At 72.0% G+C, this 21,575-nt stretch carries 21 protein-coding genes and 1 pseudogene; 19 read left to right on the top strand and 3 right to left on the bottom strand.

Going from position 1 to position 21,575, the window contains the following annotated elements:
• The first annotated feature begins 158 nt into the window (after positions 1–158).
• The 10 genes and pseudogenes from Drose_RS29555 to Drose_RS29510 all read left to right on the top strand — a co-directional run bounded on the left by Drose_RS29555 (position 159) and on the right by Drose_RS29510 (position 11,729).
• Positions 159–938, top strand: a complete 780-nt coding sequence (locus Drose_RS29555) for a hypothetical protein (protein ID WP_260724563.1) — start codon at positions 159–161, stop codon at positions 936–938.
• Between the two features lie 82 nt (positions 939–1,020).
• Positions 1,021–1,308 carry a DUF167 domain-containing protein gene (locus Drose_RS29550; RefSeq protein WP_260724562.1) on the top strand — a complete coding sequence of 96 codons (288 nt, stop codon included), beginning with the start codon at positions 1,021–1,023 and terminating at the stop codon, positions 1,306–1,308.
• Positions 1,305–2,822 (top strand): potassium/proton antiporter, encoded by a 1,518-nt coding sequence (locus Drose_RS29545; RefSeq protein WP_260724561.1) that lies wholly within the window; start codon positions 1,305–1,307, stop codon positions 2,820–2,822. Before Drose_RS29550 ends, Drose_RS29545 begins: the two co-directional genes overlap by 4 nt.
• Before the next feature lie 489 nt (positions 2,823–3,311).
• Positions 3,312–3,743 (top strand): TraR/DksA family transcriptional regulator, encoded by a 432-nt coding sequence (locus Drose_RS29540; RefSeq protein WP_260729850.1) that lies wholly within the window; start codon positions 3,312–3,314, stop codon positions 3,741–3,743.
• 68 nt (positions 3,744–3,811) lie between these two features.
• Positions 3,812–4,345 (top strand): signal peptidase II, encoded by a 534-nt coding sequence (lspA, locus tag Drose_RS29535; protein WP_313899945.1) that lies wholly within the window; start codon positions 3,812–3,814, stop codon positions 4,343–4,345.
• Positions 4,338–5,267, top strand: coding sequence for an RluA family pseudouridine synthase (locus tag Drose_RS29530; RefSeq protein ID WP_260724560.1), 930 nt, complete (start codon positions 4,338–4,340; stop codon positions 5,265–5,267). The genes lspA and Drose_RS29530 overlap by 8 nt, the downstream gene beginning before the upstream one ends.
• Before the next feature lie 47 nt (positions 5,268–5,314).
• Positions 5,315–6,127 (top strand): hypothetical protein, encoded by an 813-nt coding sequence (locus Drose_RS29525; protein WP_260724559.1) that lies wholly within the window; start codon positions 5,315–5,317, stop codon positions 6,125–6,127.
• An 81-nt stretch (positions 6,128–6,208) separates the two neighbouring features.
• A pseudogene (locus tag Drose_RS29520) lies at positions 6,209–7,342 on the top strand (MinD/ParA family ATP-binding protein); the annotation flags it as partial.
• Between the two features lie 116 nt (positions 7,343–7,458).
• Positions 7,459–10,974 carry a DNA polymerase III subunit alpha gene (dnaE, locus tag Drose_RS29515; protein WP_260724558.1) on the top strand — a complete coding sequence of 1,172 codons (3,516 nt, stop codon included), beginning with the start codon at positions 7,459–7,461 and terminating at the stop codon, positions 10,972–10,974.
• Between the two features lie 26 nt (positions 10,975–11,000).
• A complete protein-coding gene (locus tag Drose_RS29510; protein ID WP_260724557.1) occupies positions 11,001–11,729 on the top strand; it encodes a hypothetical protein in 729 nt (242 codons plus the stop codon).
• 113 nt (positions 11,730–11,842) lie between these two features.
• Here Drose_RS29510 and Drose_RS29505 read toward each other — a convergent pair whose 3' ends face one another.
• A complete protein-coding gene (locus tag Drose_RS29505; RefSeq protein ID WP_260729848.1) occupies positions 11,843–12,517 on the bottom strand; it encodes an LON peptidase substrate-binding domain-containing protein in 675 nt (224 codons plus the stop codon).
• A gap of 190 nt (positions 12,518–12,707) precedes the next feature.
• Entirely contained in the window at positions 12,708–13,832 is a 1,125-nt protein-coding gene (locus Drose_RS29500) for an epoxide hydrolase family protein (protein ID WP_260729847.1), read from the bottom strand.
• A gap of 395 nt (positions 13,833–14,227) precedes the next feature.
• Here Drose_RS29500 and Drose_RS29495 point away from each other — a divergent pair, with 395 nt between their 5' ends.
• The 9 genes from Drose_RS29495 (at position 14,228) to hisF (ending at position 20,529) form a co-directional block, all read left to right on the top strand.
• Complete coding sequence (locus tag Drose_RS29495; protein WP_260724556.1) at positions 14,228–14,878, top strand: TetR/AcrR family transcriptional regulator; 651 nt, start codon at positions 14,228–14,230, stop codon at positions 14,876–14,878.
• 70 nt (positions 14,879–14,948) lie between these two features.
• A complete protein-coding gene (hisD, locus tag Drose_RS29490) occupies positions 14,949–16,250 on the top strand; it encodes a histidinol dehydrogenase (RefSeq protein WP_260724555.1) in 1,302 nt (433 codons plus the stop codon).
• Positions 16,247–17,323 (top strand): histidinol-phosphate transaminase, encoded by a 1,077-nt coding sequence (locus tag Drose_RS29485; protein WP_260724554.1) that lies wholly within the window; start codon positions 16,247–16,249, stop codon positions 17,321–17,323. The genes hisD and Drose_RS29485 overlap by 4 nt, the downstream gene beginning before the upstream one ends.
• On the top strand, positions 17,320–17,934 hold the full coding sequence (hisB, locus tag Drose_RS29480) for an imidazoleglycerol-phosphate dehydratase HisB (protein WP_260724553.1): 615 nt from the start codon (positions 17,320–17,322) through the stop codon (positions 17,932–17,934). Before Drose_RS29485 ends, hisB begins: the two co-directional genes overlap by 4 nt.
• Positions 17,931–18,083 carry a hypothetical protein gene (locus tag Drose_RS29475; RefSeq protein WP_260724552.1) on the top strand — a complete coding sequence of 51 codons (153 nt, stop codon included), beginning with the start codon at positions 17,931–17,933 and terminating at the stop codon, positions 18,081–18,083. Before hisB ends, Drose_RS29475 begins: the two co-directional genes overlap by 4 nt.
• A 1-nt stretch (position 18,084) precedes the next feature.
• The gene (gene hisH / locus Drose_RS29470; protein WP_260724551.1) at positions 18,085–18,708 is read left to right on the top strand and encodes an imidazole glycerol phosphate synthase subunit HisH; all 624 of its coding nucleotides are present in this window, start codon (positions 18,085–18,087) and stop codon (positions 18,706–18,708) included.
• 16 nt (positions 18,709–18,724) lie between these two features.
• Positions 18,725–19,039 (top strand): hypothetical protein, encoded by a 315-nt coding sequence (locus Drose_RS29465; RefSeq protein ID WP_260724550.1) that lies wholly within the window; start codon positions 18,725–18,727, stop codon positions 19,037–19,039.
• A gap of 3 nt (positions 19,040–19,042) precedes the next feature.
• A complete protein-coding gene (priA, locus tag Drose_RS29460) occupies positions 19,043–19,771 on the top strand; it encodes a bifunctional 1-(5-phosphoribosyl)-5-((5-phosphoribosylamino)methylideneamino)imidazole-4-carboxamide isomerase/phosphoribosylanthranilate isomerase PriA (protein ID WP_260724549.1) in 729 nt (242 codons plus the stop codon).
• On the top strand, positions 19,768–20,529 hold the full coding sequence (hisF, locus tag Drose_RS29455; protein WP_260724548.1) for an imidazole glycerol phosphate synthase subunit HisF: 762 nt from the start codon (positions 19,768–19,770) through the stop codon (positions 20,527–20,529). Before priA ends, hisF begins: the two co-directional genes overlap by 4 nt.
• Positions 20,530–20,614: 85 nt before the next feature.
• On the opposite strand, the gene Drose_RS29450 is transcribed toward hisF, so the two are convergent.
• On the bottom strand, positions 20,615–21,562 hold the full coding sequence (locus Drose_RS29450; RefSeq protein ID WP_260724547.1) for a LysR family transcriptional regulator: 948 nt from the start codon (positions 21,560–21,562) through the stop codon (positions 20,615–20,617).
• Positions 21,563–21,575: the final 13 nt, after the last annotated feature.

Below are 21,575 nucleotides of genomic sequence, written 5' to 3'. Positions count from 1 at the left end.
AGCACAGCGCGACCGGCACACCCGGTCACAGCGACACGCGACGCCCCGGCCGATTTCGGCCGGGGCGCCGGTCGCTTCCGGGGGGCTCGGTCGTTGTACCGGCTGAGAGACACTCGCCCGGAACTCGCGCCGGGATCGTCATGCGGAGGGACAGGGCCGTGATCGTCGGAAGTCTGCTGCTGATCGTGGTTGCCGTCGGCCTGCTCGTGCTGGGCCTGCTGCAAGGCTCCGACGCCCTGCTGGTGGCGTCGATCGCGGCGAGCCTGCTGGCCGCGGTCGCACTCATCGTCGGAGGCCGCCAGGCCGCCGCCGCGCGTGCGGCGCGCGCGACGCGGACCGGCCGCCAGGTGCCGTCGGAGCGCTACGATCCGCTGGAGTCGCGGCTGACCCACGACGACCTGCAGACAACCGGCGGTCACTCCGCCGACGATTTCGCCGGGGTCCGCCGGGCACGGGGCGGCGAGCGCCAGCCCGTGGGTGCGGGCGCGCGGACCGGCGCCGCGTATGGCGGCGGCTCTCCCGGAATGGACGAAACCGCCATGATCGCGCCGATCCGGGACGAGCCCGACACGGCGCCGGCGATCCCACAGCAGGGTGAGACCGACTGGGCCCGCCACGACGAGTATCCGGCCGTGGCCGGGCGCGGCGCCGGGCCGTCCACGCCCGACTACGACGACGATGACGACGACTACGACGACGAGGACCCGGCGGACGAGCCGCCGATCCAGCAGTCGTCGGCAGCCGACGCCGCCCGGGTCGCCGCGATGGAGACCGACGTGCTCGTCATCGACGGCCGCCCCCGGTACCACGTCCCGGGCTGCCCGCACCTGCTCGGCCGGGAGCACGAGCCGCTGCCCGCGCACGAGGCGGTCGAGCTCGGCTTCACCCCGTGCAGTGTCTGCGCGCCGAACGACGTGCTGCTGGGCCGCCGCCCGTGACCCGTGCCCGGGGCGCGTGCCGGAACGTGGGACGGTCCGGAGGGAGGATCGTCCTCGATCGGGTGAACCTTCACAATGAGGTGTGGTCACCATCGCGATCCGCGTCAAGCCGGGTGCGTCGCGCATCGCGGTCGGCGGCAGCTACCCGGGGCCGTATGGTCCGGCGCTCGTCGTCGCGGTAGGTGCCCGCCCGGTTGAGGGACAGGCCAACGAGGCGGCGCTGCGCGCCCTCGCCGACGCGATCAAGGTCCGCCCGTCCACCCTCCGGCTCAAGGCCGGCGCCACCAGCCGTGACAAGCTCGTCGAGGTCGACGACGCGCCGGCAGGACTCCAGGAGCGCCTCACGGCGCTGCTGGAGATCACGCGTTGAATCATGAGCTCAACGTCGCGCTGCTCATCGGCGCGGCGGTCCTGCTGATCTGCGTCGGCGCCGTCCGGCTGTCGGTCCGCCTCGGCCTGCCGAGCCTGCTGGTCTACCTCATGCTCGGGGTGATCCTCGGCGAGGCCGGCGTCGGGATCCAGTTCGAGAACGCCGAGCTCACCCGCACGCTGGGCATCTGTGCCCTCGTCGTGATCATCGCCGAGGGCGGCCTCACCTCCCGCTGGTCGACCCTGCGCCCGGTGCTCGGCCCGGCGGTCGTGCTGTCGACCGTCGGCGTGGGGGTCAGCGTCGCCGTCGTCGGGGTGGTCGTCCACTACGCCCTCGGCATCGGCTGGCAGTCGGCCCTGCTCTACGGCGCGGTGCTCTCCTCGACCGACGCCGCCGCCGTGTTCTCCACCTTGCGCCGGGTGCCGGTCCGCCCGCGCCTCGCCGCGCTGCTGGAGGCCGAGTCCGGCATCAACGACGCGCCCGTGGTCATCCTGGTGGTGCTGCTGTCGGCGCCGCTGGCGGCGGGCGGGTCGTGGTACGAACAGGCCGGCCTGGTCGTCTACGAGTTGATCGCCGGCGCCGTGATCGGGCTGGTCGCGGGCTTCGGCGGTGCGTGGGCGCTGCGCCGGGCCGCGCTGCCGTCCGCCGGGCTCTACCCGCTCGCCGCGATCGGCCTGACCGTGCTCGCGTACGCGGCTGGCTCCGTCGTCCACGCCTCCGGCTTCCTGGCCGTGTACGTCGCCGGGGTCGTCCTCGGCAACGCCCGCCTCCCGCACCGCCGGGCGATGCTCGGCTTCGCCGACGGGCTGGCGTGGCTCGCCCAGATCGGACTGTTCGTGCTGCTCGGCCTGCTGGTCTCGCCCGGCGAGTTCGGGGCGGCGGTCCTGCCGGCCGTGGTCGTCGGCCTGGTGCTCGTCCTGCTGGCCCGGCCGCTGTCGGTGCTGGTGAGCGTCACCCCCTTCAGCCTGGGGCCGAACGGCTTCACCCTGCGCGAACAGGGGTTCCTGTCCTGGGCCGGGCTCCGGGGCGCCGTGCCGGTCGTGCTGGCCACCATCCCGCTGTCGGCCGGTGTGCCGGGCGCCCAGGTCCTGTTCAACGTGGTGTTCGTGCTGGTGGTGATCTACACGGCGGCGCAGGGGATGACGTTGCCGCCCGCTGCCCGGCGCCTCGGCGTCACCGCCCCCGCGGAGCCGACGGATCTGCAGGTCGAGGCGGCCCCGCTGGAGCGCATGGGTGCCGATCTGCTGCAGGTCGAGGTACCACCCGGCTCGAAGCTCAACGGTGTGCATGTGGACGAGTTACGATTGCCTGTCGGTGCGGTCGTGACGCTCGTGCTGCGCGACGGCGGTGCGTTCGTCCCGGTGCCCGAGACCCGCCTGAAGACCCGCGACAGCCTCCTGATCGTGACGACCGAGCAGGTGCGTGACGTGGCGGAGCGACGGCTGCGGGCCGTGAGCAGGCGCGGAAGACTTGCCCGATGGTTTGCCGAACATGGCGAGGACCGGCGCCAATAACTGATCCAATTGTCGGAATGCGTGTGGCATGTTTGTCGGACGCGTGTACATTCCGTATTCTTGCCAGCCACTGGAGTGCGCGACGGCGCGTCGCGCGCCCATTTTGCATCTGGGGGAGCCATGGCCGAGCGGGCTGATGCCGTGCCGAAAGGCCGGGCAGCGAGCGGTGCCGGGCGCGGTGCGGCCGCCGATGTGACGCGAGTGACCAGTGTGACAACAACACAGAAACCCGCCACTCGGCAAGCCGGGACGACCGCTGGGGTGAAGAAGGCGAACCCGCGGGGGAGTTCTGTGGGGAGCAAGACGACAAAAGCCGCGAGCGCGACGCCCACCAAGGTCGCGGCGAAGCAGACCGCGCCGGCGAAGAAGAACACGCCGGCGAAGAGCACCACGGTTGCGAAGAAGGCTGGACCTGCCGAGCGGGGCTCAGCTCGTACCGGAACGAACACCACCACGCCGATTGCCGCGACTGCGGCCGAGGGAGCCACGATGGCCAAGACCGCAGAACCGAAGACCGCCGCGGCCAAGACCGCTGGGGCGAAGCCCGCCCGTGGCACGCGGACCGCAGCCGAGACCGAGAAGATCCGCGTCGCGCTGATGGAGCGGCGCGACGAGTTGAAGGCCGAGCACGGCCAGACGCTCCTGGAGATCGCCGAGCTGCAGCAGCATCGGCTGACCGACTCCGCCGGCGACGACCAGGCCGACACCGGCACCAAGACGTTCGAGCGCGAGCAGGAGATCACGCTCGCCAACAACATCCTGGAGCGGATCACCCAGGTCGAGCGGGCCCTGGAGCGGCTCGACGAGGGCGGCTACGGCTGGTGTGAGAAGTGCGGCAACGCCATCCCCGTGGAGCGGCTCGCCGCGTTCCCGTCCGCTACGCTCTGCGTCACCTGCAAGCAGTTGGAGGAGCGGCGCTGACCACCCAGGACGATCTCCCCTCGACCACCCCCCGCGCTCGGCGCGGCCGCGCTTGGGCGCTGTTCGGCGTGATCGCGGCCGCGGTGATCGCGATCGACCAGATCGTGAAAGAGTGGACGACGTCCACGATCGCCCATGGCGAGCCGCTCAAGCTGCTCGGCGGGCTGATCTACGTGATCTACGCGCGCAACAGTGGTGCGGCGTTCAGCATGCTGGAAGATCACACGTGGATCTTCCCGATCATCGCGACCGGCGTGGTCGGGTGGCTCTTCTGGATGATCAGGGGCACGGTCTCGGCCGCCTGGGCGGTGGCCCTCGGGCTGGTGCTCGGCGGCGCCGCGGGCAACCTCACCGACCGGATCTTCCGGGCGCCCGCGCCGTTCCACGGGCACGTGGTCGACATGTTCAGCTTCCTGGACGACCACGCGGGCCATTTCCCGGTGTTCAACATCGCCGACTCCGCCCTGACGGTCGGGGTGGCGCTCGCGGTGCTGCTCGAGTTCACCGGACGGCGCCGCGACGGGACCCGCCTGTCGAAGGAGCGGGAGGCGGCTCCCGTGGCGAAAGAGGCGGCTCCCGCGGCGAAGGACGAGCATGCGTGAGGTCCGTTCGCTACCGGTGCCCGACGGGCTCGACGGCACGCGGCTCGACCAGGCGCTGACCAGGCTCTTCGGGTTCAGCCGCACGGTCGCCGCGGCGTTGGTCGAGGCCGGCGACGTGGCCGTCGACGGCGCGGTCCGCCCGAAGTCGGACAAGGTGAGCGCGGGTGCGTGGCTGGAGGTCACGCTGCCCGCCCCGCCGAGCGTCGTGGCGGTCGAGGCGGTCCCGGTCGCCGGGCTCACCGTCGTCCACAGCGACGACGACATCGTCGTGGTCGACAAGCCGGTCGGCGTCGCCGCCCACCCGAGCCCGGGCTGGACCGGCCCGACCGTGATCGGCGGGCTCGCCGCGATGGGCCACACGGTGGCCACCAGCGGCGCGGCCGAGCGGCAGGGTGTCGTGCACCGGCTCGACGTCGGCACGACCGGCCTCATGGTCGTGGCGAAGAGCGAGTCGGCCTACAGCGCGCTCAAGCGGGCGTTCAAGGCCCGTGAGGTGGAGAAGCGGTACCACGCCGTGGTCCAGGGCCACCCCGATCCCCTGCGCGGCACGATCGACGCCCCCATCGACCGGCACCCGGCCCACGACTACAAGTTCGCGGTCGTGTCCGGCGGCCGGCCGAGCATCACGCACTACGACACGATCGAGGCGTTCCCCGCGGCCAGCCTGCTCGACATCAAGCTGGAGACCGGGCGGACCCACCAGATCCGGGTCCACTTCTCGGCCGTGCGCCACCCGTGCGTGGGCGACCTCACGTATGGCGCCGACCCGACCCTGGCGGCCCGGCTGCGCCTCGGCCGGCAGTGGCTGCACGCCCGCGAGCTGGGCTTCATCCACCCGCGGACGGGGGAGTACGTCTCCTTCGTCAGCCAATACCCGGCGGATCTCGCCGATGCCCTCACGACCCTGCAAAGCACGGTGTAGACCCCGTCGGTGATGCTCCGAGCACGCTGTGCGACCCTGGCGGGGCGATGAAGCTCCTTCAGCATCTCGACCAGCGCCTCCTCCCACCGGTCGGCAACGTCCTCGCTCGCATCTTCCGCGGTGCGGTGCGCCTGCGTGTCTTCACGACCGTCGTCGCCGTGGTCGCGGTCACGGCCACGCTTCTCGTGCTCCACGACGCGAACCAGCACAGCCGCAGCGACCCGTCCCTGGGCGACGTCCTGCGGGTCGGGGTGTCCGAGGGCGCGTCCATCCCGGCGTACGTGCAGAGCAGCAAGGACGAGCTCGCCGCGCTGACCGGCGACGACTCCGTGTACGCGCTGGTGTCGTTCACCGCCTACCTGGCGCCGGACCGGCTGGCCCCGGTGCTCGGCGACGCCGCCCCGTCCAGCGTGTTCGCCCGGGTGCCGCTGCCGGCCACGCAGACCGAGCTGGTGCGGCTCGGCGCGTACCGGGTGCCCGACGACGTGATCATCGCGATGGACGCGACCGCCCAGCGAAAGCTCCAGGAGGCGCAGCACTACCGCGACCTGCTGACGAAGGCCGGCGACAGGCCCGCCGACGTCCGGTCGGTCTACGTGACCGGCGCGATCGTCGCCGACAACGAGGCCACCGCGTACCGCGAGCACTGCTCGTGTGTCTACGCCGCCGTCGTCTACGGCCCGCCGGCCGTCCTGCGGGCCGTCGCCGGGCGCCCCGAGACCAGGGCCGTCGATCCGATCATCGACCTGCGTCGACTCGATCGCACCGTGTTCCTGCCGCCGCTTCCGGAGCAGACGACGGTCGCCGGGCCGATCATGGAGGCCTCAGCCGGTACCACCGCGTCCCCCACTCCGTCGTAAGGCGATATCCCATCGGGGTGTCGTGCAGTTGATGCAGGGGATGGGCCTGCGGGAGTGGTCCGAATACTGTTCGATCCGTAGCCTGGGGTACGGGTGACGCCACGGGTGAGAGGGAGGGCCAGGGTGGCAGAGCGGGCCGATGCCAGGTGGGACAGCTCGGCGGAGCCGGCTCCCCGGTGGCGCTCCCTGCTCGACCGGGCCCTGTCCGGCCGAGCGAATCCGGGTGATCTCGACTACGACGGCAGGTTCGAGCGCCCCACAGCGCCGCATCCGCCGTCACGGCCCTACGATGACGAGCCGATGCATCCCCACGTCACCCGCCCGTATGACGCGCCGCCCCGGTCCGCCGGCGTGCAGCGTCGCGTCGACGCGCCACGCTTCGAGTATCAGCAGCGGCCACCCGACCCGACCGAGCAGATGGTGCAGGTGCTCCGGCAGGAGATCCCGGCGCCGAAGGTGTTCGCGTTCGCCAATCCGAAGGGCGGGGTGCACAAGACGACCGCGACGGTGCTGACCGCCGCGACGATCGGCAGCGTGCGTGGCAAGGGCGTCATCGCCTGGGACGACAACGAGCTGCGCGGCACGCTCGGCCTGCGCGCGGGCAGCGCCCGGCACGCCCGCACGATCCGGCACCTCATCGCCGATCTGGTGCGGGTCGAGAACGCGTCAGGCTACGACCTCTACGACATCCTCGACGACTACCTGCGGCACGCCTCCGACGGCTCCTACGACGTGCTCGCCGGTGAGGAGAACCCGCGCTTCGCGCAGCGCCTCGACCCGCACACCGTCCGGCGGGTCCTCGAACTGCTGCGCCGCACCCACGACGTGATTTGCGTCGACACGGGCAACAACGTCGAGAGCCCCAACTGGCAGACCGTCCTGCAGACCGCCGACCAGCTCGTCGTCACCAGCGTGCCGCGCGAGGACGCCGCGTTCACCGCCGACTGGATGCTCGACCTGCTCGACGAGGCCGGGATGGAGGAGCTGGTCGCCAACGCGGTCACGCTGCTGTCCTGCCCGACGCCCAACCCGACACCGCTCATCGAGGAGCTCGCCGGCCACTTCCGCAGCCGCACGCGGGCCGTCGTCGTGGTGCCCTACGACCCGGCGCTGGAGAGCGGGTCCAACATCGAATATCCGATGCTGGCCCCCGCCACCAAGCGCGCCTGGCTCCGGGCCGCCGCCGTGATGATGGACCCCTACGCCCGGAGCTGAGCGACGGCCTCCGCGAAGACCTGCTCGTGGTGGTCGTCGACCACCCGCCGCACGCCGTCGGCGAACCGTGACGCGAGCGCCGACATCGCGGCGGACACCGCGATAGGTTCGTCCGCGTGGGGGAGTCGTTCGTACATCTGCACGTGCACACCGAGTATTCGATGCTCGACGGTGCGGCGCGGCTGCGGCCGCTGTTCGCGGAGGCCGCCCGGCTCGGCCAGCCGGCGCTGGCGATGACCGACCACGGCAACCTGTTCGGCGCGTTCGACTTCTTCCAGCAGGCGACGAGCGCCGGGATCCGGCCGATCCTGGGCATGGAGGCCTACCTGACGCCGGGCACCGAGCGACGCGACCGCACCCGCGTGCGCTGGGCCGCCGGCGGGGAGAACGACGTCTCCGGCGGCGGGGCCTACACCCACCTCACGCTGCTCGCCGCCGACGCCGCCGGCCTGCGCAACCTCTTCCGCCTGTCGTCGCTGGCGAGCATCGAGGGCTTCTTCTACAAGCCGCGGGCCGATCGCGACCTCTTGCGGCGATACGGGCAGGGCCTGATCGCCACGACCGGCTGCCCGTCGGGTGAGGTGCAGACCTGGCTGCGGATCGGCGACTTCGAGCGCGCCTGCGCGGTGGCCGCCGAGCTGCGGGACGTCTTCGGCCCGGACAACTTCTTCCTGGAGCTCATGGACCACGGCCTGGACATCGAGGCCCGGGTCCGGGACGACCTGCTGCGGCTCGGCAGGCGGCTGGGCCTGACCGCCGTGGCGACCAACGACCTGCACTACACGTTCGCGTCCGACGCCGACGCCCACGAGGCACTGCTGTGCGTGCAGTCCGGCACGACGCTCGCCGACCCCAAGCGGTTCAAGCTCGACGCCAAGGACTTCTACCTGAAGTCCGCCGCCGAGATGCGCCGGCTCTGGGACGCCGAGGTGCCCGGCGCCTGCGACGCGACGTTGCTGATCGCCGAGCGGATCGGCGACTACGGCGAGGTGTTCGCCCGGCGCAACCTCATGCCCCGGTTCCCGGTCCCGGAGGGCGAGACCGAGGACTCCCACCTGCGGGCCGAGGTCCGGCGCGGGCTGGCCCGCCGATTCCCCGCCGGGGTGCCGGCCGACCACGCCCGTCAGGCCGAATACGAGCTCTCGGTGGTCGGCCAGATGGGCTTCCCGGGATATTTCCTCGTCGTCGCCGACCTCGTCGCCCACGCCAGGCGGGAGGGCATCCGGGTCGGACCGGGTCGCGGCTCGGCCGCCGGCGCGCTGATCGCCTACGCGCTCGGCATCACCGATCTCGACCCGCTCGCGCACGGGCTGCTGTTCGAGCGGTTCCTCAACCCGGAGCGGATCTCCATGCCGGACATCGACATGGACTTCGACGAGCGCCGGCGCGGCGACATGATCCGGTATGCGACCGGGAAATACGGCGACGACCGGGTCTCGCAGATCATCACGTACGGCACGATCAAGGCCAAGGCGGCGATCAAGGACGCCGCGCGGGTGCTCGGCCACCCCTTTGCGCTCGGCGACCGGATTACCAAGGCGACACCGCCCGCCGTCCTGGGCCGGGACATGCCGCTGACCGGCATCTTCGACCCGGCCCACCCGCGATATCCGGAGGCGGCGGAGTTCCGCCGGCTCTACGAGGCGGAGCCCGACGTGCGATCGGTCGTCGACACCGCCAAGGGGCTCGAAGGGCTCAAGCGGCAGTGGGGCGTGCACGCCGCCGGGGTGATCCTGTCCCGCGAGCCGCTGATCGACGTGCTGCCGATCCAGAAGCGTGAACAGGACGGCGCGATCATCACCCAGTGGGACATGGGCGCCTGCGAGGCCATCGGCCTGCTGAAGATGGACTTCCTCGGCCTGCGCAACCTCACGATCCTGGACGACGCCGTCGAGGCCGTCCGGCTCAACCGGGGTGTCGGCCTCGTGCTGGAGGAGGTGCCCCTCGACGACAAGCCGACGTATGAGCTGCTGTCACGCGGCGACACGCTCGGTGTGTTCCAGTTCGACGGCGGGCCGATGCGCGCCCTGCTCCGCTCGATGGCCCCGGACACCTTCGCGGACATCTCCGCCGTCGGCGCGCTCTACCGGCCGGGCCCGATGGGTGCCGACACCCACCACGAATACGCCGACCGCAAGAACGGCCGGCGCCCGGTCGTGCCGATCCACCCCGAGCTGGCGGAGCCGCTCGCCGACATCCTCGACGAGACCTACAGCCTGATCGTCTACCAGGAGCAGGTCATGGCGATCGCGCAGCGCGTCGCCGGCTACTCGCTCGGCGCCGCCGACCTGCTGCGCCGAGCGATGGGCAAGAAGCAGAAGGAGGTCCTCGACACGGAGTTCGGCCCGTTCTCGGCCGGCATGCGCGAGCGCGGCTACTCCGGCGACGCGATCCGCACGCTGTGGGACATCCTCGTCCCGTTCTCCGACTACGCGTTCAACAAGGCGCACAGTGCGGCATACGGTCTGGTGTCGTACTGGACGGCCTACCTCAAGGCCAACTACCCGGCCGAGTACATGAGCGCCCTGCTCACCTCGGTCGCCGACGACAAGGACCGGTCGGCGGTCTACCTCGCGGAGTGCCGGCACATGGGAATCCGGCTCCTGCCGCCCGACGTCAACGAGTCGCAGGGCCGGTTCTCGGCCGTCGGCGCCGACATCCGCTTCGGCCTCGGCGGGGTGCGCAACGTCGGCGCCAGCGTCGTCGAGTCGATCATCCGGTCGCGCCGCGAGAAGGGCGCCTACACCGACTTCTTCGACTTCCTGCGCAAGGTCGACCAGGTCGTCTGCAACAGGAAGACCGTCGAGTCGCTGATCAAGGCGGGCGCCTTCGACTCGTTCGGCCACTCCCGCCGCGGCCTGCTCACGGTCCACGCCGACGCGATCGACGCGGTTCTGGAGACCAAACGCAACGAGGCCGCCGGCCAGTTCGACCTCTTCGGTGGCGACGCCGTCGGGTCCGGGCTCGCGGTCGACCCGCCGATCCCGGCCGCCGACTGGGACAAGGCGGAGCGGCTGGCGTTCGAGCGGGAGATGCTCGGCCTGTACGTCTCGGACCATCCGCTGCGCGGCCTGGAGCACGTCCTGCGGCGGGCCGCCGACCGCTCGGTCGCCGCGCTCGCCGAGGAGGGCGCCGTCCCCGACGGCACGGTCGTCACCGTGGCCGGCATCCTCTCCGGCGTCCAGCGCCGGGTCACCAGGCAGGGGCGGCCGTGGGCGGTGGCGGCGCTGGAGGACCTCGACGGGTCGATCGAGGTGATGTTCTTCCCCGGCACGTACGAGGTGGTCGGCCAATACGTCGCCGAAGACGCCGTCGTCGTCGTCAAGGGCCGGGTGGACCGCCGCGAGGACTCGCCCCGACTGATGGCGATGGACCTGCGGCTGCCCGACCTGACCGCCGCCGAGAACCGGCCCGTCGTCATCGTCGTGCCGCCCGACCGGTGCACGCCGGCGCTCGTCCGGCGGCTCCGCGAGATCCTCACCCGCCATCCGGGCGACACCGAGGTGCAGGTGCGGCTGGTCGACGGCGCGCAGACGACCCTGCTGCGGCTGGGGCCCGAGCGGGTCACGCCCGGCCCGGGGCTGACGGGCGCGGTCGAACGGCTCCTCGGCCCGGGCTCCTTGGCGGGCTGACGGCGGGCGCTGGCAGGATGGGGTTCGTGAGCATCGCCCCGATTGAGCCGATCGGCGAACCGGCACTCGGCGGACCCCTGTCCGCCAGGCGCACCTCGCTGGGCAACGAGTTGCTGTTCGCGCTCATCGTCGCCGCGGCGGTCGCAGCCCTCGGCGCACCCGTCGGCCTGCTCTGGTCGGTCGTGGCGCCCAAGGTCGAGCTGGTGCAGACCGACTTCGGCCCCTATCCGGTGGATGGTGAACCGGAAGGATACTGGGCCGACGACGGCTGGTTCATCATCATCGCGCTCGTGACGGGCGCCGTGGTCGCGGTCGCTGCTTGGCTGGTCTTCCGCCGCCAGCGCGGGGCGATCATGCTGGGTGGCCTGGTGATCGGGTCGGCCGCCGCCTCGGTCCTGGCCGCCTGGCTCGGCAACAAGATCGGCTATGCCCACTATCTCGACCTGGTCGAGCACGCGCCGAAGGACACGCGCATCCTCCGCCCGGTCAAGCTGCGCACCGGCGAGTCGAGCCTGCTGTTCGGCTTCATCCCGTGGGTCCGCGGCACGATGCTCATCCAGGCGCTGGCCGCCGCCGCCGTCTATACCGGGCTCGCCGGCTTCCACGCCTCGCCGACGCTCCGCTACGAGACGATGCCGGCGGAGTACCTCGACCCGGCCCCCGCCGCCGCGCAGCCGCATCCGCAGGGGTTCGCCGGTCCGGCCGGTCCGGTTCTCGGTCCGCCGCCGCCAGCCGGTGACCCGGAACAGCGTTGACGCTGTGCCGGATGCGGCGGGTGTCATTGGGCTTATCGCCCGTTCGTCTTCAGTTGGGACCGTTCGGCTTCGGTGAGGCCGTTCGTCTTCAGTTGGGGCTGGACGGGACCGCTTCAGTTGGGGCTGGACGGGACCGCGAGTTCCGCCAGCGCGACCGGGACGGCGCGGACCTGGCCGAGCAGGGCCGCCTCGCGGCGCAGCAGGGAGCGCTCGGCCTTGAGCCGGCTCATCGTGTCCGGCTTCGCCAGCAGGGCCTGCCGGTCCTCCAGCGTCAGCGAGGCCGTCGCCGCGACGAGGTGGGACAGCACCGTCGGGTCGTCGGGCATCTGCTCGCCGGCGTCGTCCTCGTCGGTGCGGCGGATGACCCGGAGGTACTGCTGGAAGGCGGCCAGCACCCCCGCGGCCAGCTCGCCCTCTCGTTCGGGTTCGCCCTTCGGCTCCGGCAGCCACTCGACCTCGCCGGTCAGGTACGGCGCGTCGTTGCGGGCCAGGCCGAGCAGCCGGAACCGGCGCCGCCCGACGGTCATCAGGTCGAACCGGCCGTCGGGCAGCTCGGTGATCTGCCGGACCTCGGCGGCGCACCCGATCTCGTAGAGCGAGAGCGACTCGCCCGCCGTGATCGAGGCGTCCCCCGACTCGGTCTGGCGTCCCACCTCCCAGCCGCGCCGGATCGCCACCACACCGAACTCGCGTGGCATGCTCGCGGGCAGTTCGGTGAGGTGCTGCACCAGCGTGCGGTACCGGGGCTCGAACACGTGCAGCGGTAGGACCAGCCCGGGGAACAGCACCGTGCCGAGCGGAAAGAGGGGTAGGAGGGTGCGCCCGTCCTGCTCCGGGCCGTCCGACTCCGGCTGGTTCGATCGAGGGTCGTGCGATTCGGGCTCGCTCGACTCCGGTCCGTTGGGCTCCGGTTCGTTCGCTGCCTCCACGGGCGAAGCGTAGCCGAGCCGAGCGGGGCCGTGGCACGGCGAGTTGCACTCAGACCCGCGGCGAGTTCGCGCTCAGGCCGCCGAAGAAGCCGCGGATGTCGTCGACGAGCAGCTCCGTCGCCTCGTGTGCGGCGTAGTGGCCGCCCGCGTCACGGCCGCCGAAGGCGGGGATGCCCGGGTCGTACGTGTGCCACTGGATGATGTTCGCGTGGTCGCGCGCCGCGAACGGGCGGATCGACTCGAAGTCGCCGGCGAACATCGCGAGCCCCGTCGGGACGGTGGTCGGGCCCGCTGGCTGCTCTTCGGCGTGTGCGTCCTCGTAGTAGAACCGGGCCGCCGACGCGGCGGTGCCGGTGAACCAGTAGATCGACACGTTGGCGAGGACGAAGTCGGGATCGAGGCTGCCGCCGAACAGTTGCGAGTTCCACGCCAGCAGGCCGGTGGGGGAGTCGGCGAGCGCGAAGGCCAGGGTCTGCGGCTGCTGGCTGTGCAGGGTGTTGAACGACATCAGGTTTTCGTGGAACCACTGGAGCTTGGCCAGGGCCTTGTGGTCGGTCTCGGTGAGGTTCGCGAACTCGGCGGGATCACCGCTGGGGAACGAGAATAGCTGCGTGACGTGAACGCCGATCACCCGGTCCGGGGCTTCGCGGCCCTGCTCGGGGGCGACCATCGAGCCGGCGTCGTTGCCGACGGCGCCGAACCGCTCGTACCCGAGGCGGCGCATCAGTTCGTTCCAGGCCCGGGCGGTGCGATACCTGTTCCAGCCCGTTCCGCGCGTCGGGCCGGAGAACCCGAAGCCCGGCAACGACGGGATGACCAGGTGAAACTCCTTCGAGAGCGGCCCGATGACGTCGAGATACTCGACGACGGAGCCGGGCCAGCCGTGGGTGAGGATCAGGGGTGTGGCGTCCCGCTTGGGTGAACGGACGTGCAGGAAGTGGATCTGTTCGCCGTCGATCTCGGTGACAAACTGCGGGTGGCTGTTGAGGCGGTCCTCGACGGCGCGCCAGTCGAACTGTTCGAGCCAGTAGGCGGCAAGCTCTTCGACCCTGCTCCGCGGCACCCCGTACGAGTCGCCGACCCCGGAAAGCTCGTTCGGCCAGAGTGTCCGCCGCAGCCGGAAATACAGCTCGTCAACGGCCTCCTGCGGCACCGAGACCCGGAACGGACGAATCTCTTCCGAGCCGCCGACTCGTACCTGCGCCACGCCTTCGCCTTCCCGGGTCCCCGCTGCGGCGTCCTTGCCGATCTCGGTCATGACTCCTCCTGTCGTCAGAACGGAATGCTTCGTTCCGCTGAGATGGACTCTATCAGAGCGGAACGATCCGTTCCACTGTTAGGATGGTTATGTGACGGCGGAGACAGCGAGCGGCGTCCGACATCGGCGACGTCCGCGGCGGCCGTGGTGCCCGCGGAGGTCCGGCGGTCCGTGGCACTCGGCACGCCGCGGCGGTGACACCTCCGAGCGCCGCGTCCGAATTGTCGTTCTTGGCAAAGGGCTGTCGGGCCGAACTTCGCGGCCTTGAGTGATCATGGACGGATACAGGAAGCGGAGCTGAAGAGGACTGTATGAGCGACGTCGACATGCGTGGTGGGGCGGGACTGCCGGGGCGGAAGGGGCAGGCCGCTCGGAACGACGGGCTCATCCTCGCCGCGGCTCGGGAGGTCTTTCTCGAAGATCCCAAGGCGCCGGTCGCCGCCGTCGCAGAGCGGGCCGGGGTCGGGATCAGCGCGCTCTACCGGAGGTACGCCGCGAAGGAGGACCTCCTACGCAAACTCTGCCACGACGGGCTGAAGACGTTCATCCAGGAGGCCGAGGACGCCGGAGGGGTGAACGACGGGTGGGAGGCGTTCACCACATTTCTGCGCGGGATCGTGGACGCCGACGTCCACTCGCTTACCGTCCACCTGGCCGGCACGTTCGAGCCCACCGCGGACATGATGGCCGACGCCGTACGGGCGAACGAACTCGCCGGCGCACTCGTGGAACGGGCACACGCCAGCGGTCGTCTGCGGCGGGACTTCGCGGTCGCCGACGTCGGGCTGCTGCTCGAGGCGTGCGCCGCGATCCGGCTGCCCGACCGGGAGCGGACCGCCCAGTTGCGCCGACGGTACCTCGGCCTCGCCCTCGACGGCATGGACCGCGACGACGCCGGGCCGCTGCCCGGACCGGCGCCGCGACGGGGCGAGCTGAACTGGCGATGGGCCAGGTCACAGTGAAGGATCACAACGGCCCGACTGGCGGGACGGGCGGGGAAACGCGCTCGCCCGACCGAATAGACTCGGTCAGGTGTTGAACCGGATCGACCTGCGCGGCTCCGTCGAGGACCCGCGCCGTCTGCTGCCCCGAGCCGCCCTTGACGTCTCCGCCGCCACCGAGCAGGTGCGCCCGACCGTCGAAGCGGTCCGTGAGCACGGGGCCGCCGCGATCCGGGCGGCGACACATCGGTTCGACGGGGTGCGGGTCGAGCGGCTGCGCGTGCCCGCCGAGGCCATCGCGGCGGCGGAGGAGGCGCTCGACCCCGCGGTGCGTGCCGCGCTGCTGGAATCGATCGCGCGCGCCCGGAAGGTACATCTCGATCAACAGCGCACCGAGGTCACGACGGTCCTCAGTGACGGTGGCACGGTCACCCAGCGGTGGCTGCCCGTCGGCCGGGTCGGGCTCTACGTGCCCGGCGGCCTGGCCGTCTACCCGTCGAGCGTGGTCATGAACGTCGTGCCGGCGCAGGCCGCCGGGGTCGAGTCGATCGCGGTCACCAGCCCGCCGCAGCAGGACACCGGCCTGCCCAACCGCAACATCCTGGCCGCCTGTGCCCTGCTCGGGGTCGACGAGGTGTATGCGGTGGGCGGCGCCCAGGCAATCGCCATGTTCGGGTACGGGTACGGTGACGAGGCGCCCGGCTGCGCGCCCGTCGACATGATCACCGGGCCGGGCAATGTCTGGGTCACCGCCGCCAAGCGGCTCCTGCGCGGGGTCGTCGGCATCGACGCCGAGGCGGGCCCGACCGAGATCGCCATCCTCGCCGACGACAGCGCCGACCCCCGTCACGTCGCCGCCGACCTGATCAGCCAGGCCGAGCACGACCCGCTCGCCGCGAGCGTCCTGGTCACGCCGTCGCCGGAGTTGGTCGAGGCGGTCGAGGTCGAGGTCGCCAAGCAGGTCGCCGAGACCCGGCACAATCAGCGGGTCACCGAGGCGCTGACCGGCCCGCAGTCGGCGATCGTGCTCGTGGACGACCTGGCGCAGGGTCTGAAGGTCGTGGACGCCTACGGTGCCGAGCACCTCGAGATCCAGACCCGCGACCCGCGCGCCGTGGCCGAGCGGGTGCGCAGCGCCGGGGCGATCTTCGTCGGCGCCTGGTCGCCGGTGTCGCTCGGCGACTACTGTGCCGGCTCCAACCACGTGCTGCCCACCGGCGGCTGCGCCCGGCACTCTTCCGGCCTGTCGACGCAGACGTTCCTGCGCGGTGTTCAGCTCATCGAATACTCGCACGACGCGTTGCGCGAGGTCGCCGACCACGTCGTCGCCCTGTCCGACGCCGAGGACCTGCCGGCGCACGGCGCCGCGGTGAAGGTGAGGTTCGGCGCATGACCTCGCTCGACGACCTGCCGCTGCGGGACGAGTTGCGGGGCATGACGCCGTATGGCGCACCCCAGCTCGACGTCGCCGTGCGCCTCAACACCAACGAGAACTCCTACCCGCTGCCCGACGAGGCGGTCGCGGCGATGGAGAAGGCGCTCTCCGCGGTGCTGCGCGAGCTCAACCGCTACCCGGACCGTGACGCCGTCGCGCTGCGCACCGACCTGGCCGCCTATCTCGGCCACGGCCTCGACCAGAGCAACGTCTGGGCGGCCAACGGCTCCAACGAGATCCAGCAGGAGCTGTTGCAGACGTTCGGCGGGCCCGGCCGCACCGCGCTCGGCTTCACCCCGTCGTATTCGATGCATCCCCTCCTCGCGGCCGGCACCGGCACCGCCTGGGTCGACGGGCGCCGCGGCGCCGACTTCGGCCTGACCGCCGAGCACGCCGTGGAGATGGTGCGACGACACCGGCCCGACCTGGTGTTCCTGTGCTCGCCGAACAACCCCACCGGCACGGCGCTGCCGCTGGAGGTCGTCGAGGCGGTCGCCGGGGCCACCGACGGCATGGTCGTCGTCGACGAGGCCTACGCGGAGTTCGCCCGGCCGGGCACGGTCTTCGCGCTGAGCCTCATCCAGCGGTACCCCCGGCTCGTCGTCACCCGCACGATGAGCAAGGCGTTCGCGCTCGCCGGCGGGCGGGTCGGCTACCTCGCCGCGGATCCCGCCGTGGTCGACGCGGTGCAACTCGTCCGGCTGCCGTACCACCTGAGCGCGCTGACCCAGGCCGCGGCGCGGTCGGCGCTCGCGCACACGGCGGCCCTGTTGTCCACGGTCGACGCCGTCAAGGCCCAGCGCGACCGCATCGTCGACACGCTGCGCGGCTGGGCACTGCCGGTCGCCGACAGCGACGCCAACTTCGTGCTCTTCGGCGCGCCGCGCGGCGACAGCAAGGGCACCTGGCAGGCCCTGCTCGACCGGGGCGTGCTGATCCGTGACGTCGGGCTCCCCGGCTGGCTGCGCGTGACCGCCGGCACGCCCGAGGAGACGACCGCCTTCCTGAACGCACTCGAGGAGCTGTTGTGAGCCGTACCGCCAGGATCGAGCGGGTGACCAAGGAGACCAAGGTCTCCGTCGAGCTCGACCTCGACGGCACCGGGGTCGGGGAGATCTCCACCGGCGTGGGCTTCTACGACCACATGCTCAACCAGATCGCCAAGCACGGCGGGTTCGACCTGCGTGTGCACACCGTCGGCGACCTGGAGATCGACGCGCACCACACCGTCGAGGACACGGCGCTCGCACTCGGTGCCGCGTTCGCGGAGGCGCTCGGGGACAAGGCCGGTGTGACGCGGTACGGGCACGCGCAGGTCCCGCTCGACGAGGTGCTCGCGTCGGCGGTCGTCGACCTGTCCGGCCGGCCGTACGTGGTGCACGAGGAGCCGGCGAACATCGCGCCGCACATCGGCGGCAACTACCCGACCAGCCTCACCCGGCACATCTGGGAGTCGTTCGGGCACGCCGCGAAGGTGACGCTGCACGTGAGCATCCTGCGGGCCGGCCGGCATGGGGCCCAGCCCGACGCGCATCACATCGTCGAGGCCCAGTTCAAGGCGGTCGCCCGGGCGCTGCGCCAGGCGTGTGCCATCGACCCGCGCAACGCCGGCGCCGTTCCCAGCACGAAGGGCGCCCTATGAGCATCGCGCTGCTGGCGTTCGCCGGGCTGCTGCTCGGCGGGGCGCTGTCGCTGCGGCAGCAGGGCCACAAGGTCGGGTTCGGCATCACGCTGGCCCTGGCCGTGATCGCCGCCGCGGGCGGGCTGCTCTGGCTGTACGGGAAGGACTGACGTGGCGAAGTCTGTGGTCATCCTGGACTACGGCTCGGGCAACCTGCGCTCGGCCGAGCGCGCCGTCGCCCGGGTCGGGGCCGACGTCGAGGTCACGTCCGACCTGACGAAGGCCGCCCGCGCCGACGGGCTGGTCGTGCCCGGCGTCGGCGCCTATGCGGCCTGCATGGCCGGCATCGACGAGATCGGCGCCGGTCCGACGATCGCCGAGCGGGTCCGTGCCGGTGCGCCGGTGCTCGGCATCTGCGTGGGCATGCAGGTGCTGTTCGACGCCGGGGAGGAGCACGGTGTGGTCACCAAGGGCCTCGGCCTGGCGCCCGGCACGGTGAGCATCCTGCGCGCACCGGTCGTGCCGCACATGGGCTGGAACACGGTCGAGTGGCCGGCGGACACGGTGCTGGGCGCCGGCCTGCCGGCGGACACGCGCTTCTACTTCGTGCACTCCTACGCGCCGACCGTCGTCGACGCGCAGGCCGCCGCCGGAGTCAAGGTCGCGACCACGATCCACGGCGCGCCCTTCGTGGCGGCGTTCGAGGCGGGTGTACTGCGGGCGACGCAGTTCCACCCGGAGAAGTCCGGTGACGCCGGGGCGACCCTGCTCGCCAACTGGCTGGGCACCCTGTGATGCGACGCGTCCGCGCATGAGCAAGGAGCGGGCCCGCCGGCGGGCGTTGCTGGAGGCCGAGCGCGCCGAGCGGATGCGCCGCGCCGAGCGCAAGCGGCAGCGCCGCGCCGCGGTCCGGCGGCTGGTGCCGAAGGTCAAGGTCGGCCGGACGGGTAAGCTCTTCGCGCGCCGGTCGCGCGCCCAGCGGTCGGTCATCGCCACCCTGGTGGTGGTGGCGCTCGCCCTCGTCTGGCTGCTGATCGACTCCGTGGCCGCGAGGATCGGCATCAGCGCACTCATCATCGTCGCCACTCCGGCGCTCACCGTGCTCGTCCTGGACCGAAGGATCTGAACCATGGCATTACAGCTCCTGCCCGCCGTAGACGTCGCCGACGGCCAGGCGGTCCGTCTCGTCCAGGGCGCCGCCGGCAGCGAGACGACCTACGGCGACCCGCTGGAGGCCGCCCTGGCCTGGCAGCGGCAGGGCGCCGAGTGGATTCACCTCGTCGACCTCGACGCCGCCTTCGGCCGTGGCTCCAACGCCGAACTGCTCGCCGACGTGGTCCGCCGCCTCGACGTGCGGGTCGAGCTGTCCGGGGGCATCCGGGACGAGGTCTCGCTGAAGGCCGCCCTGTCCACCGGCGCGGCCCGGGTCAACCTCGGCACCGCGGCGCTGGAGAACCCGGACTGGTGCGACCACGTCTGCGCCACCTACGGCGAGCAGGTCGCCGTCGGCCTCGACGTGCGCGGCCACCAGCTCGCCGCCCGCGGTTGGACCAAGGAGGGCGGTGACCTCTTCGAGGTGCTCGACCGTCTCGAGCGGGCCGGCTGCGCGCGGTACGTCGTCACGGACGTCATGCGCGACGGTACGCTCACCGGCCCCAACCTGACCCTGCTGCTGGAGGTCACGGGCCGCACCAAGAAGCCGGTCATCGCCAGCGGCGGCGTGTCGAAGCTCGACGACCTGCGCCAGCTCGCGGCGCTGGAGCCGGCCGGCGTCGAGGGCGTGATCGTCGGCAAGGCCCTCTACGCGGGCGCGTTCGACGTGACCGAGGCGCTCAAGGCGCTGGAAGCGTCGGCATGACGGTCGCGGTGCGGGTCATCCCCTGCCTCGACGTCGACGCGGGCCGGGTGGTGAAGGGCGTCAACTTCGTCAACCTCCGCGACGCCGGCGACCCGGTCGAGCTGGGCGCGGCCTACGACGCGGCGGGCGCCGACGAACTGGTCTTCCTCGACGTGACCGCGTCGTCGGACGGCCGCGCCACGATGCTCGACGTGGTCCGCCGCACCGCCGAGACGGTCTTCATCCCGCTGACCGTCGGCGGCGGCGTCCGCAGCGTGGCCGACGTCGACACCCTGCTGCGGGCGGGCGCGGACAAGGTCGGCGTCAACACCGCCGCGATCGCCCGGCCCGCGCTGATCGCCGAGATCGCGGAGCGGTTCGGCAACCAGGTGCTGACCCTGTCGCTCGACGTGCGCCGGGCGGACGGCCAGCCGAGCGGCTTCGAGGTGACGACCCACGGCGGCCGCCGCGGCGCCGGCCTCGACGCCGTGGCGTGGGCGGCCGAGGTGGCCGAGCTGGGCGCGGGGGAGATCCTGCTCAACTCGATGGACGCCGACGGCACGAAGGACGGCTTCGACCTGGACCTGATCAAGGCGGTCCGCGAGGTCGTGGCGGTGCCGGTCATCGCCAGCGGCGGCGCGGGCGCGGTGGAGCACTTCGCCCCGGCGGTGGCGGCCGGCGCGGACGCGGTCCTCGCCGCGAGTGTCTTCCACTTCGGCGACTTCGCCATCGGCGACGTCAAGACCGCTCTGCGCGGCGCCGGCTACCCGACCCGCTGAGCAGGAGGGCGGGCAGGTCGTCGGCCAGCAGCTCCCGGGCGGCCGCGCCGGAGTCGTCCCGGGGCGTCACCCACCAGACCCGGGGTCACACGACGTGAACGGCCCCCTGGCCGGCGTCCCACCCGCTCGAAAGCGTGAAGATCGCCCGGTGCCGCCAGGCGTCGCGCAAGGCCGCGACGGTGGCCCCGATCGCCGGCCGCCCGGCGGCTGACGCGCGCCACGCCACCGACACCCGCCGGGCCGCCTCGGGCGTGATCGGCCGGGCCGTCACGCCGGCGGGGAGCGCCGTGCGGGCCAGTCTCGGGATGAAGGCGACCCCGAGGCCCTCGGCGACGAACGTCAACTGCGTCTCGAACTCGTTGACCATGATCGTCGGGTGCACCCCGGGCAGCATGCGCCGTAGCCACTCGGAGCAGACGGTGCCCGGCTTCGAGCCGATCCACCGCTCCTCGTGGACCTCCTCCAGCGGCACCGGCCCGACGGACTCCGCGAGCCGGTGGCCGGCGGGCAGGATGAGATCGCCGACGTCCAGCCCCAGCTCGGAGACCGCCACGCCCGGCGGCACGTGCACCGGGATCTCCAGCCACTCGTCGATGAGGGCCACGTCGATCGTGCCGCGCACGATCCCGTCGAGGCAGGCCTGCCGGTCCGACTCCTGCAGTGTCGGCTCCAGTCCGGGATGGTCGACGGCGAGGGCGCGCAGCGCGTGCGGCAGCAGCCCGCGGCACGCGGTCGGGAACGACGCGACGCTCAGGTGACCCGAGACGGTCTCGCGATGTGCGGCCAGGGCCGCCTCCGCCTCCTCGACGGCGTCGAGCACCCGGCCGGCGTGCTCGACCAGCACCCGGCCCGCCTCGGTGAGCCGCAGCGTGCGGCCGTCCTTCTCGACGAGTATGGCCTTGGTCTCCCGCTCCAGCTTGGCGAGGTGCTGGGAGATCGCCGACGGCGTGCAGTGCAGCGCCCCGGCGGCGGCCGTGACCGTGCCGAACGTGGCCACCGCGCGCAGCGCCTGGAGCCGGGTCAGATCAAGCATGAAGCAATACTAA

The organism is Dactylosporangium roseum, assembly GCF_025264685.1.
In the GTDB taxonomy this organism is placed as follows: Bacteria; Actinomycetota; Actinomycetes; order Mycobacteriales; family Micromonosporaceae; genus Dactylosporangium; species Dactylosporangium roseum.
This window is presented reverse-complemented; position numbering and strand designations above follow the sequence as displayed.

Excerpts from the sequence above, each read along its gene's own strand:
- Drose_RS29540 (WP_260729850.1), top strand. The coding sequence starts at position 3,312 with ATGGCCAAGACCGCAGAACCGAAGACCGCCGCGGCCAAGACCGCTGGG.
- Drose_RS29530 (WP_260724560.1), top strand. The coding sequence starts at position 4,338 with ATGCGTGAGGTCCGTTCGCTACCGGTGCCCGACGGGCTCGACGGCACG.
- Drose_RS29525 (WP_260724559.1), top strand. The coding sequence starts at position 5,315 with ATGAAGCTCCTTCAGCATCTCGACCAGCGCCTCCTCCCACCGGTCGGC.
- Drose_RS29495 (WP_260724556.1), top strand. The coding sequence starts at position 14,228 with ATGAGCGACGTCGACATGCGTGGTGGGGCGGGACTGCCGGGGCGGAAG.
- Drose_RS29485 (WP_260724554.1), top strand. The coding sequence starts at position 16,247 with ATGACCTCGCTCGACGACCTGCCGCTGCGGGACGAGTTGCGGGGCATG.
- Drose_RS29475 (WP_260724552.1), top strand. The coding sequence starts at position 17,931 with ATGAGCATCGCGCTGCTGGCGTTCGCCGGGCTGCTGCTCGGCGGGGCG.
- Drose_RS29465 (WP_260724550.1), top strand. The coding sequence starts at position 18,725 with ATGAGCAAGGAGCGGGCCCGCCGGCGGGCGTTGCTGGAGGCCGAGCGC.
- priA (WP_260724549.1), top strand. The coding sequence starts at position 19,043 with ATGGCATTACAGCTCCTGCCCGCCGTAGACGTCGCCGACGGCCAGGCG.
- hisF (WP_260724548.1), top strand. The coding sequence starts at position 19,768 with ATGACGGTCGCGGTGCGGGTCATCCCCTGCCTCGACGTCGACGCGGGC.
- Drose_RS29450 (WP_260724547.1), bottom strand. The coding sequence starts at position 21,562 with ATGCTTGATCTGACCCGGCTCCAGGCGCTGCGCGCGGTGGCCACGTTC.